This window comes from Marinobacter sp. KM021 (assembly GCF_050707965.1).
Lineage (GTDB): Bacteria > Pseudomonadota > Gammaproteobacteria > Pseudomonadales > Oleiphilaceae > Marinobacter > Marinobacter shengliensis.
The window spans coordinates 3096786-3109272 of the sequence record NZ_CP136129.1 but is presented as its reverse complement, the minus strand read 5'-3'; the positions used below and the strand labels follow the sequence as shown (position 1 = coordinate 3109272).

Sequence of the window (12487 nt, the reverse complement as noted above, 5' to 3'; positions counted from 1 at the left end):
TGGAAGGGGAGAAAGGTTTGAAATCGAACGAATGGCTGCACGGATTCCGCCACTCATCTCCGTACATCAATGCTCATCGCGGCCGAACCGTTGTGCTGACCATGCCTGGCGATGCCATCGAGCACCGGAACTTCATCAATATCATCCACGATATTGCCTTGCTCAGCAGTCTGGGTGTGCGCCTGGTGGTAGCCTTTGGCGGTCGCCCGCAGATTCAGTCCCGGTTGGACGACGCCGGCCTGGAGTCCGCCTTTGCCCGTGGCCTGCGCATCACCCCGGATAACCACCTGCCCCTGGTTATGGAGGCTATTGGCGGATTGCGGGCCTACCTGGAGAGCCAGTTATCCATGGGCCTGGTTAACTCGCCCATGCACAATGCCAGAATCCGGGTCACCAGTGGAAACTATGTCACCGCCAAGCCCGTGGGCGTGCTGGATGGCGTGGATTTCGGCTACACCGGGAAAGTGCGCCGGGTGGATACCCGGGGCATCGAACAGCAGCTGGAACAAGGCCACATCGTTCTTTTGCCGCCGATGGGGTACTCACCCACCGGTGATGCTTTCAATCTATCTTACGAGGACGTTGGCAGCCAGGTGGCGGCTGCCTTGCAGGCAGAAAAACTGATCGTGTTCATTGATGACGAAGGCCTGCTTGAGGAAGACGGCTCACTGATTCGGGAGCTGTCGGCCCGCCAGGCATCCGAACGCCTGAATGCCAATGTGGTGACCGGCCATGACGCTGCGTTGCTCAAGGCGGCCTGTGATGCCTGCGTGAAAGGCGTGCGGCGGGCCCACATCATCAGCTACGTGGAAGATGGCGCACTGCTCGAGGAACTGTTCACCCGGGATGGTTCCGGAACCCTGGTCAGCGGGGATAACTACGAGCAGATCCGCCAGGCCAGGGTGGAAGACATCGGGGGTATTCTGGAGTTGATCCAGCCCCTTGAAGAGCAGGGCATCCTGGTGCGCCGCTCCCGGGAAATGCTGGAAACCGAAGTGGACCGCTTCGTCGTGGCCGAGCGGGATGGCACCATCGTTGGCTGTGCTGCCCTGTATCATTACCCGGACGAAGGCACCGGTGAACTGTCCTGTTTTGCGGTCGACCCCTCTTACCGGCGCGCCGGGCGGGGAGATGACATTCTGGCGATGATTGAAAAGCTGGCAAAGGGGCAGGGTATTCGCAAACTGTTTGTACTGACCACCCAGACCGAACACTGGTTCCGGGAGCGGGGCTTTCTGCCCACGGCGGTGCAGGATCTGCCCGGGCCAAAGCTGGCGTCCTACAACACTCAGCGCAACTCAAAGGTGTTCTACAAACCGTTGTGACAGGGCGCTGAGCTGTTGTTCCCGCGCCTCCGGCGTGGCCCTGGACAAGGTCTTGACCGAGTCATAGAAGCGCCCGAAGTCGTAGTGGTGATCCCGCAACAATTGCCTGAATGCCGGCACATGCTGGTTGTATTGCTGGAACAGAGCCAGGTTGGCGTTGTTCAGGCGCACCGGCGGTGTGCCAAATGGGCCAGGCTCCGGGTAGTGTTCTGATAGCTCGGCGTAGGCATGGGCCAGTTCCTCCAACAGGGTTGCCTTGCGGTCCCTTAGCACGTCTGCGGCCAGTACCTGTTTTTGCTGATAAAGCTGTCGGAGCTGTGCGCCGACGTCGTTGACCAGGTCCAGGGTCCGATTACGGTGCTCCAGCCGCTGCAGGGCGCGGTCAAAACCGGCTTCGGACGCCTGCTGTTCCAGCCAGATTCTCAGGCCTTCCAGTTCAACGGCGGTGGCAAAGCTTTCGTTGAACGCGGTGTCTTCCTTGATATACACCACCTGATGGGCCAGTTCGTGGAACATCAGTGCCACCATGCGGTCATCTGGCAGGCTGGTAAAACCGGTGTGCAGAGGGTCATTGAACCAGCCCAGGGTAGAGTAGGCAGTGACGGTGCCGATGAAGGTGTCGTAATCCTGTGCGTTGAACCGGGCCTGCTCCTTGCGTGCCCGCTCCAGATTGAAGTAGCCTCGGTAGGCTTGGCAGCCCACCACGGGATAACACCACTGGTGAGGGTCCAGCGAGAATTCGGGTACAGCAACCAGGTTGACCACAACCCAGGGCTGGTCCAGTTCAACGTATTTGGTAAAGGCCTTGCCGACGGGTAGCTGAAGTACGTCATTTGCGAAGGTGCGTGCGGACTGTGCAACGGACAGTTTTCGTTTCAGTTCAGGGTCAGTTTGTGGGTCGCGGGCAACCGATTCCACGGGTTGTCCCCGCAGCATCAGTGAAAGATGGCCGCCCACTGCCTGGCCATAGTAGCCAATGGTCGAACACCCCTGGAGCCCCGTTAACAGTAGCAAAAGAAGATAGATCTGACTAAGCTGTCTCATGTATCCGTACGTTGTGATTGATGGACTTTCCAGCTCCGCCCTGGTGCTCGTCGTGACAGGCTCGCTGGCTGTTTTCCGGGGCTGGCTATACTCTTTTTATCATAACAGCAGATCACAGCCACTAACTCAGGGATGTTCGCCAGGGCGACGGTCATTGGCGACCAGGCCGGCTTATCAATTGGTCAGGTAGTTCATGGATCCGAGAGAACGTCGTAGCAGTACCCGACAGCCCATTAAACTCGCGGCACAGATCGACGCAGGTGGCGGTAATACCTGGCCCTGCCAGATTGCTGATTTTTGCGCCGAAGGCCTGTTCATCCGTTATTCCGGTGAAACCTCCCGAAAACTGGACCGGGTGTTCGATCAAAGCCAGCCGTCCGAGCTGGTGGTTCGCTTTCGCGGTGCGGATGGTCAGCGTCGTTACGAACTGCACGTCAGTCCCGTTCGGCGTATCGACGGCGCCATGGGGGTAAACTTCACCCGCTCCAATCCGGACGCCGTGAATGCCATGCTGCAGCTTTGCGGCAGTAGTGGTGATCAGGCCAGGTCGTCGTTGCGGGCGCCGAGTGAGCGTGTGCAGTTTGTTCTCCATCAGTCCGCAAAAACGGTAACCAGTTTCATTGAGCCGCTGATGGATGCCTGTTTCGTGCAGATGGCAGAGGCGCTCCGCAAGGCTGCCCAGAAGGCACCCAGCGACCAGTTGGCCAATGAGTATATGGACGCCTCAGGGCAGCTCCAGGCACGCCAGAGGATTCTTTGGCACCATATGGCGAGGTTCCTGGAATCTCCTCTGAAGCCAGCCCAGAAGGGCGCGCCGGGGGCTGAGTTGTCTGTGGTCGACAAGAACGAGTTCGAAGACTGGCTGACCATCCGGGTAATGGTCACCCGGGCCGATACCCAGTACCGGGGCGACCTGCTTCAGCTCAAGCTGCGACTGGACAAGCTCGGTATCGCCAATCGCACCGGCCACCACAACCCGCTTGGGCCAGCGCTGGTCTGTGAGGCCTTCCATCATGCCCTGTTACAGCTCAAGGCAACCAGGGAGGTGGAGAAAGTCTGCCTGAAGACCTTTGAGCAAACCGTGCTTAAACAACTGGCGCCGCTGTACCGGGAACTGAACAACATTCTCATTCGTCATGGGGTGCTGCCAGACCTGGATTTGTCCAAATACCTGAGTGAGCAGGCACCGCCAAAGAGCGAGCCCACGCCCGCGCCGAAAGATACCCGGCCAGAAGAGACTCGGGCCGGGAGGCCGGCTCAGCCCGCCGAGGAATCCCGCGGCACGACTACAAGTCGAGCCCTGAAAAGCCGGTTATCCGGCGAATTCCGCGGCTACGCCCAGGCCGCCCAGACGGCGTTTTCCACTGTTCGTAACCTGCTCACAACCCTGCAGACAAGTCGGGTTGCCCGGGGGGAAAGTCCCCGGGAGGACTTTGCTCCCAATGCGCGCCCACTGTCGACCGGTGAACTGCATCGGGAATTGCAGGAGTTGCAGCTGCGCTCGGCGGGCCCGGAAGAATCCGCCGCCCCGCTAAAAGAGCGAGTGGTGGAGAAAATCAAGGAAACCGGCGAAGCCCGGCTGGATGACGAACAGCAGCAAACCCTGGATGTCGTTGATCGCTTTTTCAAGAGCGTCGTGGAAAGCCCCAAACTCAGTGACTATGTGCAGGCCCGGATGCGTCAGCTGGAAGTGCCGGTGCTGAAGGTGGTGATGCGGGATCCGGCGTTTTTTGAGGATCAGGACAGCCCTGTCCGCGGCGTGATGAACCGTTTGGCCCAGCTGGGAGTCAAGGGTGGCCGCCTGAACCCGGTGGTCCAGCGACGGGTCGACGAGCTGGTTCAGCGCATTGCCACGGATTTCGAGCAGGACACCGGCGTGTTTGAACAGACAGTGACCGAGCTGGACACCCTGATTGACCGGCAGAATCTGGTCTACCGCCGGAACGTCGAGCGTGTAACGGCAGCGGCCGAGGGTGCCCAGAAGGTGTCTGAGTCCAAGGCGGCGGTGAGCGCCGCGATTGATCAGCGCATTGCCGGTCGCAAGGTTCCCCGGGCGCTGGTCAGTTTGCTGGAAGGCGGCTGGCGGGACCTGTTGTCACTGACCTGGATTCGCCAGGGGCCAGACAGTCAGCTCTGGCAGGACTACCTGGCGGTGATTGATTCGCTGCTGGCCTTTGCCGATGATCCGGAGAGCAGTATCAACCTGCCGGAGCTTCTGCGGCTGATCCAGGACGGCCTGGCGTCGATATCCAGCAATCACATGCCGTCTTCCCAGATTCGCGATGAATTGAAGCACTTCCTGGTTCGCCGGCCCGACAAAACCCCTGAGATGGTCGAAGTGCCGCCGGCAAAACCAGCCGAGAAAGACCCGCAAACCCTCAACGAGCGGGAACAGCGCAGCCTTCAGCGCTGGATCAACCGGTCACAGCAGCTGCGTACCGGGGACTGGCTGCGGGACCAGACCCGGCCTGATGAACTCCAGTATATTCGGCTGGTCTGGATTGCCCGGGGCTTTAGCCGCTTTGTCTTCGTCAATCATCAGGGCATGCGGGTGGTTGAGCTGGAGCTGGACGCGCTGGCCCGGCAGATGCGCAAAGGCATCATCGTGCCTGATAACCAGTACGACCGACCACTGGTGGATGAAAGTATCGACCGCATGGTCCGCAACGTTTATGACCAGCTGTCCTGGGCATCCACCCATGACGATCTGACCCGTTTGCTCAACCGCCGGGAGTTCGAACGGATGCTGGAGCAGCAGCTGGCCCGTCGTGAAGACAGCCGCACTCTGTTGCATCTGGACCTGCGTGGCTTCCGGTTGCTCAATGATACCGCTGGCTACCAGGCTGGTGATGAAACCCTCAAACAGGTGGCAGAGCTGTTGTGCCGCCATGTGGGTGATGGCATGCCGGTGGCGCGCCTGGCCGGCAATGAGTTCGCCATGCTGGTTGCGGAAGAGCAGGGCCAGGATGTGGCCGCGGCCCTGATTGAGGCCATTGAATCGGCAGAGTTTGCCTTTGGCGGCCGCCAGTATACGTTGTCGGCGAACGTTGGCCTGGTGGCCGAGTTGCCGGCTCTGGTGAGTGCTGAACGCTGGCTGAGAAGTTCGGAGCAGGCGTTATCCCAGGCCCGGAAAATGGGGCCGGGCAAGATCGCCGAATATACCCTGGATGCCGATGACCAGGCCCGCCAGGAGCAGATCGCTGCGCGCGTCGCCAGCCTGTCGGATCCGGATGAAGAGCGCATGCTGCTGCGCTGCCAGAAGATCATACCGCTTCATGCTGAGGCCCGGATGACGGCCCAGTATGAGATTCTGATCAGCATGTACGATGACAGCGGCGCCCTGATAACCGGCCAGGATTTTGTGCGCATGGCTGAGCGCTATGACCGCATGCAGGCGGTGGACCGCTGGGTGGTCGGGCATATGCTGGACTGGCTGAGGGACCAGGCGCCGGACCCCCGACACGTCGGTGGCGTGTGTATCAACCTGTCTGGGTATTCGTTGAATGATCAGAGCTTGCTGGAATTTATCTATGAGAAGCTCAGTGAAAAAGACGCGCCCATCGAACGGCTGTGGTTTGAGCTGACCGAGGCGTCTGCCATCAGCGACGTGCAGGCGGTGGCCGATTTCATCATGGAAATGAAGGAACTGGGCTGCCGGTTCTGCCTGGGTAATTTCGGCAGTGGCCCCAGTTCGTTCCAGTTCATGCGTTCCCTGCCGGTGGATCTGATCAAGATTGACAGCGCGTTCACCAGCCAGCTGGTGTCGAGCCAGACTGATCAGGCAATGGTGAGATCCATGGTGGACATGGCGCACTACATGAACCGGGAAGTCATTGCCTCCCAGGTTGAATCCCGAGACGTTCTGGATATGCTCAGGCAGCTGGGTGTGGACTATGCTCAGGGCTTTGTTGTTGAAAAACCACGCTTGCTTACCAGCCTGACCTGATCCGGGAAATTGCTCATTATGTCCAAACGCCACCCTATCATTGCGGTGACCGGCTCCTCCGGGGCCGGCACGACCACCACCGGCCAGATTTTCAGGCGGCTGTTTGCCAGTGAGGAGTTGAACGCCGCCATGGTGGGTGGTGACAGTTTCCACCGGTACACCCGGGAGCAGATGGCCAGGCTGGCGGCCAAGGGGCAGTTTGGCGAGCGTAACCACTTCGCCCTGGAAGCCAATCATATCGACCGTCTGGAAGCCTTGTTCTATGACTACAGCCATACCGGCAACGGACGATACCGCCAGTACGTTCACGATGAAGATCGCCAGCTGGTTGAGGCCGGTCATAAACCGGGGACATTCACCGCCTGGGGACCACTACCGGCAGACACGGACCTGCTGTTCTACGAAGGGCTACACGGGGGAGTGATCAGCGAAAGTTTCAACATTGCCCAGTACGTTGACCTGCTGATCGGCGTGGTGCCCATTGTCAACCTGGAATGGATCCAGAAAATCCATCGGGATACCAACCAGCGGGGGTACAGTCAGGAGGCGGTAGTACAGACCATCATCAACCGCATGGAAGACTACGTGCACGATATCGTGCCCCAGTTTTCCCATACCCACATCAACTTCCAGCGGATACCGCTGGTGGATACCTCCAACCCCTTCATCGCCCGGGATGTGCCCAGTGAAGATGAAAGCATGGTGGTGATCCACTTTCGCGACTCCAACGAGGTGGACTTTTCCTGGCTGTTGCAGGCCATTCCCCAGAGCACGCTGTCACGCCACGACACGCTGGTGATTCCGGGGCCAAAGATGGCGTTGGCCATGGAGCTGATCATCCGCCCCATGATCCAACGCCTGATGGCGGGCCGAACCTTCGCCTGATGTTCAGGCGGCGGTTAAGCGCCCGGTCTGGTAATCCCTCAGTGCCTGCTCGATTTCCTCACGGGTATTCATCACGAACGGCCCGTACTGAACAATCGGCTCACCTATCGGGCGGCCTGCAATCAACAGCAGCCGGGCACCGGATGGGCCAGCCGCCAGCAGGATCTCATCGCCGTCATCCAGCAGGTTGGCGGCGGATAGCCGAAGTTGGGTTTGTGCCTCACCAGTCACCAGGCTCGCGTTGCCCTCGTAGAGGTACAGCATGGCGTTCAGGGGCGGTGCCACGGGCAGCGAAAGCTGGGCATTGGGCTCAAGATGAATGTCGGCGTATAGCGGTTCGGTAGTACCGCCGGTCACGGCACCGGATACCTGCACGCCGCTGACGTTCATCTCGCCGGCAATCAGCTTTACGGAGGCTCCGGGCTGATTGAACACTGGGATGTCTTCGGGCTGAATATCCCGGTAGCCGGCTGGCTTCATTTTCTCGGCTGCCGGCAGGTTCAGCCACAACTGGAAGCCGCGCATGACACCGGATTCCTGTTGCGGCATTTCAGAATGCACGATGCCCCGGCCGGCGGTCATCCATTGCACGCCACCATTACGAAGGTTGCCACGGTTGCCCAGGTGGTCTTCGTGCAGCATGTGCCCTTCGATGCGCTACAGTTTTCACCTGGACTGTGTACATTTGACTTAAATATCTGATTACTATCTTAATTTCAGGGAAATTATGAAGAAGGACGTGTATACATTCTGCGGCCTCTTTAATGTGTATAAAACGGCACTCATTTGTACACATTCGGATTCTTGGTTGCGCTTTTCAACTGAGCCGGCGACTAGTACATCCGTAGAACCCCTTGGCTCACAAAATGACCGGCGTTGATATGCAGCCTCAGAATACGAATTTGCATAGTTTTTTCTAAGCACCTTAGGTTTTGTTCATAAGAATAGTGTGAGGCAGGGGATCGCATGAGAAGGCTTTGTCAGGAAGACATACGAGTTGTCGAGTGATTTTTACTTTTGCGCGCACACCTTTCAGGTAGGCATAAGGATTATGGCCATTCAGCTTCGTTGACCCGTTCAGTGCCACGTACACCGACATTGGAAAGCGAACTTTTTACCGCGACGAAGAGGAACTAGGGAGGGGAATCTGATCGAGTTAGGTTCACTCATAGGCTAGGAGTGGCAAGGGAACCTGCATACATTCAGGCTTTTAAACAAAAGCGAACACTGCTAAGCCGTCCGCAAAGATGCGCGCTTCTTATTGGGAGAGTGGATCTTTTTGCAGAGATGAGTTGAGTTACTGAGGGGAGACTGGGTAGTTAGCCGGCAAGCACCTTGCTCGATTTATCGCCCGACGAAAGTCCATTTGACAGGCCCAGACTCGCAGAATAGTAGAAAGGCCGCTAGTATCCCTTCGAAGTGGGATGAAAATTTGCACTTTGATTCAGCTCCATATTGAGAGAGCCGGCCGGCTTTGGTGCGAATTCAAACCAACAAGCCGTTAAGCGAGAAATGAGAATTCGAGTGAAAGACAAAAGGTTAGCAAAGATTCTAAGAGAAAATAAGCTGGATTTTAGCGATGGTGGGGCCAACCTGTCGTTAGATGATGCCAAAGCATGGATCAATGTTGTTCAGCCATTGCTCAGGGCACTGCCTGACCTTCATCGCGAATTTTCTTATTATTCGATCTACGTTAATAGGGCCACAAGAGAAGACGCTAGGATATTTAATCATTTAAAAACATTACAGGGCATAGCGGATCAAGCCGAAGCCATATACAAGCAAGGTTTACGCGATGAAAAGTCGGTGAGCAAACCGACGTCTCTGGTACTGGAGCATCCAGTAATAGCATCAACAATAGCTGGCATATTTGTTCTCGTGTTATGGCAGTTTATAAAAGGGTATTTTTAGTTTATGGGTTGATTTACTAGTGCGGTCTGGGTTCTTGTTAAAACACTATGCGTTCTTTATCGAGCCCTCTCGCTTTATCGAGGCTGCCACAATAGATAGCACTATGCGCTTTATCGAATAGTCTGCTCTCAACCTCAAAGTACTGAATACCAGATGAAGTCTGAATGGCGGCTTTCAGATAATTTGCGGACTCTACACTGGCCATGTTGCACATATTCTGACGGAAGTCGTTAAGATTGGAGGAGAATTATGAGGTTAGAAGAGTTCTGTATCTCGAATTTTCGGAACATCATTGATTCTGGATGGATCAAGGCAACCGACGTGACGGCTTTTGTCGGGCAGAATGAAGCGGGTAAAAGCAACCTTTTTGAGGCGCTATATTGTTTGCATCCCTTCGTTGAGACTCGGTACAACCCAGACGAGGATTGGCCGGTTGATGACTGGAAGGGTAAAAAGAATTGCAATGGAATGCGTGTATCCCAAGCCTACTTTGAGTTTGATGAAGGTGAGGCGGAAGCCCTGTTTGAATTTGCTACGGAAGTAGTAACCGAAGAGGGCAGCAGTGAACTTGAGGCCGAGATCGCTACGCCCCCAGATGGACTTCGTCTATTTGCTCATCGCAACTATGGATATGATACCGGTTTCGACTTGCACGACAGAGAGGGCAACGCGATAGAAGTTTCAGACTTGGGCCTCTCCAAAGACAAAGTGTTGGAGTGGGCCGGAGAGCGCGTCCCGCGCTTTGTACTCATTCAGGACTACGAATTCTCCGGTGCGCAGGTTGAGCTCAACGAGCTAAAGAAACGTTTAGACGAGGCGGGCGGTAAGCGGCATAAACTATCCACGGATGATCAAACAATCCTTATTATCCTTGATCTAGCTGAGATCGATCTCGATGACTTCGTTGAGAAAGGTAGCAGTGCCGAAGGTCGGACACTGCGTCAGTTCGATAAGCGCGCCGCGTCTGCTTACCTGACTCAACAGTTTCAGAAATTGTGGAAGCAGAAGAAGGTAAAATTCGATATCGATGTAGACGGCCCAACACTTAACATCTTCGCTGAGGATGAGGCGATCGGATTCCCGGTTCGCCTAAATCGGCGCTCAACAGGGTTTCGTTGGTACGTCTCGTTTGCGTGGAAGTTCACTCATGCCTCCGAGGGTGATTTTGAGAATTGCACGATTTTACTGGAAGAACCAGGCATTCATCTTCATTACAGCGGACAACGAGACCTTTTAGGTGTGTTTGAAGACCTGTCCGCCACCAACACAGTAATGTATACCACTCACCTGTCTTCGATGGTCGATCAAGCAAATCCAGAACGAGTGCGTATCATTGAAACGGACGGTGGCCACCATCTGCGGGTTACGCATGGCGTAGTTAGTAGCCAGGCGGCTCCAATGGCAGTTATCGAAAGTGCTCTCGGTCTCACGCCCGACCTTTCAGGTATGCTTGGTAACCGTAAGGTGTTGATTGTCGAAGGCGGAACCGATGCGCTGATTATTAGCAAACTTTCTGGCTTGCTGACCAGAAGCGGCAGGGTTGGCATGTCCGATCATATATATATGTGGCCCGCGCAGACCTCAACTAAAGTGCCGATGTATGCGGCGTTCGCGATCGGCCAACTGTGGGATGCGGGAGTGTTGCTCGACGCTGATAACGCTGGTCACCAGGCGCGCGAGAAAATTAAAGATATGAACCTGAAAGACTACGCCGCCCAGACTGGCCACGAGTTTCGCGTGTTGATGCTTGACAAGGCAGCAGGTGTGAAGAAAACCGACGTTGCGATCGAAGACCTTTTTCCGGATGAATGGTTTCTTGAGTGCGTGAACCGTGCTTACGGCTTGGCGCTAAGGCTGGAAGACCTTCCCGAAGATGGCTCGACGCTGATAGCCAAGCGCGTCGAGATCGCCATGAAGCAGCGTCAGGGCCGAGACCTAAAGAAGAAGGAGGTGCTCGTGGAGATGCTGAAGGAATTCGATGGCTGGACAACGGTCGACGATCTGCCAGCAGGCACGGCCGCCAATGCAGAGAATCTTTTCAAGAAGGTAAATGCGGCCTTTGGGGTGGAGAGCTAGACTGCCGTACGTGTTGAGATGTGAGCCGGAGAGTAAGGGCGTGAGAATGCTTGGTTATTCTGGCTGTGACTCAGTTTTGGATGGGGTGGTGGCGTTGCGGATCAGGAAGAATTCAAACTGATAAGCTGTTAGGCAAGAAGGATATTTGGCATGGCCGTTAAAGCTGGATTCATTTATGTGCTGATACATCCATCCGACGAACGATTAATCAAGGTGGGTATGACTTCACGAAGTCCCGAAGTCCGCCTGGAAGAGCACAATACTCAGTTTGACAAGGCAGCTGGGAGGGTTGTTGAAGCTACTGGTGAAGACTGGATCTTAAAGGAGTTCTTTGCTGTAGAGGATACCTACAACGCTGAAAGCGCCTTCTTCCGTAGATCACCACTGACTGAAACACCATATGCTTTAAGTGATGAGTTATTAAAGCTAGACGACAAATTTCTCAATTGGGATTGGGTTAATGAGGGGCTGCAGTTGGCCAAATCAGTTGGTGTGCGTCGAGATACATCACAACCGCCAATTCCAAAGCCCCCGCCCAAAAGAGGTGGAAAGTGGATTGAGGCAAGCCTAAAAGAATCCGGTCTGAGACCGGTAAAAGGTTACGGGAACGGGATTACAAAAGTGGCCTTCGAGTGTCCCCAAAGGCACGTGTTCAAAATTAGTGGGTCCTGTTTGGCTAGGTTTCCCTTTTGCCCAATTTGCGAACCGGAAAGGTTCGACTCTTACACACTTAGACGAGTCGAAACTTGTGAATCAAAGTAAACAGTCTAACAAGTGACTGTGGTGTCAATTCCATAAATTAAGCCATTTCAGCCCGCCATGATTCCTGGTTTTTGATCATGGTATTGAGCACCACAATCATCTTTCTCATGCAGGCGATGAGGGCGACTTTCGGGATCTTTCCCTGGGCCTTCAGGCGTTCGTAAAAGCGTTTGAAGACCGGGTTGCACTGGATGGATGAGAGCATGGCCATGAACATCACGGTGCGGACTCTGTGGCGGCCACCTCGTATCCTTCGTTTGCCATTTAGCTTGCCACTGTCTCGGTTGATGGGTGCTACGCCAACAAGCGCTGCGATCTCCTTGCGGTTCAGCGAACCGAGTTCCGGGAGTTCACTCAGGAAGGTGTAGGCGAGCACTTTTCCGACGCCTGGCACGCTGGTCATGATCTCCATTTTGCTGCGCCACTGATCCACCTTGGCCTGCGTATTCCAGACCAAGGTTGCCACTGATTCCAGACGAAGTCTGCCACCCATTCCACGCGAAAGCTGCCACTAATTCCACGGCAAAGCTGCCACCCC

The 12487-nt window shown here is 55.6% G+C and carries 9 protein-coding genes; 6 read left to right on the top strand and 3 right to left on the bottom strand.

The annotated features are described in order from the left end of the window. The first annotated feature begins 17 nt into the window (after positions 1 to 17). Positions 18 to 1325, top strand: coding sequence for an amino-acid N-acetyltransferase (gene argA, locus RVM24_RS14660; RefSeq protein WP_374787514.1), 1308 nt, complete (start codon positions 18 to 20; stop codon positions 1323 to 1325). Here the strand turns inward: argA and RVM24_RS14655 are convergent. Continuing rightward, positions 1299 to 2369: an aminopeptidase gene (locus tag RVM24_RS14655; RefSeq protein ID WP_374787515.1), complete on the bottom strand. Its 1071-nt coding sequence runs from the start codon at positions 2367 to 2369 to the stop codon at positions 1299 to 1301. The genes argA and RVM24_RS14655 overlap by 27 nt on opposite strands. 193 nt (positions 2370 to 2562) lie before the next feature. Here RVM24_RS14655 and RVM24_RS14650 point away from each other — a divergent pair, with 193 nt between their 5' ends. Together RVM24_RS14650 and RVM24_RS14645 are read left to right on the top strand one after the other, a co-directional pair. Beyond that, positions 2563 to 6315 carry a DUF1631 family protein gene (locus RVM24_RS14650; protein ID WP_374787516.1) on the top strand — a complete coding sequence of 1251 codons (3753 nt, stop codon included), beginning with the start codon at positions 2563 to 2565 and terminating at the stop codon, positions 6313 to 6315. A gap of 18 nt (positions 6316 to 6333) precedes the next feature. After that, on the top strand, positions 6334 to 7200 hold the full coding sequence (locus RVM24_RS14645; RefSeq protein WP_072676143.1) for a phosphoribulokinase: 867 nt from the start codon (positions 6334 to 6336) through the stop codon (positions 7198 to 7200). A gap of 3 nt (positions 7201 to 7203) precedes the next feature. Here RVM24_RS14645 and RVM24_RS14640 read toward each other — a convergent pair whose 3' ends face one another. Beyond that, positions 7204 to 7842, bottom strand: coding sequence for a pirin family protein (locus RVM24_RS14640; RefSeq protein ID WP_286921570.1), 639 nt, complete (start codon positions 7840 to 7842; stop codon positions 7204 to 7206). Between the two features lie 882 nt (positions 7843 to 8724). On the opposite strand from RVM24_RS14640, the gene RVM24_RS14635 reads away from it, so the two are divergent. The 3 genes from RVM24_RS14635 to RVM24_RS14625 all read left to right on the top strand — a co-directional run bounded on the left by RVM24_RS14635 (position 8725) and on the right by RVM24_RS14625 (position 11949). Continuing rightward, the gene (locus RVM24_RS14635) at positions 8725 to 9111 is read left to right on the top strand and encodes a hypothetical protein (protein WP_114434699.1); all 387 of its coding nucleotides are present in this window, start codon (positions 8725 to 8727) and stop codon (positions 9109 to 9111) included. A gap of 249 nt (positions 9112 to 9360) precedes the next feature. Then, entirely contained in the window at positions 9361 to 11187 is a 1827-nt protein-coding gene (locus RVM24_RS14630; protein ID WP_114434700.1) for an ATP-dependent nuclease, read from the top strand. Between the two features lie 150 nt (positions 11188 to 11337). Beyond that, positions 11338 to 11949 (top strand): GIY-YIG nuclease family protein, encoded by a 612-nt coding sequence (locus RVM24_RS14625; protein ID WP_114434701.1) that lies wholly within the window; start codon positions 11338 to 11340, stop codon positions 11947 to 11949. A 37-nt stretch (positions 11950 to 11986) separates the two neighbouring features. Here the strand turns inward: RVM24_RS14625 and RVM24_RS14620 are convergent, their stop codons facing one another. Beyond that, on the bottom strand, positions 11987 to 12442 hold the full coding sequence (locus RVM24_RS14620) for a transposase (RefSeq protein WP_374874977.1): 456 nt from the start codon (positions 12440 to 12442) through the stop codon (positions 11987 to 11989). Positions 12443 to 12487: the final 45 nt, after the last annotated feature.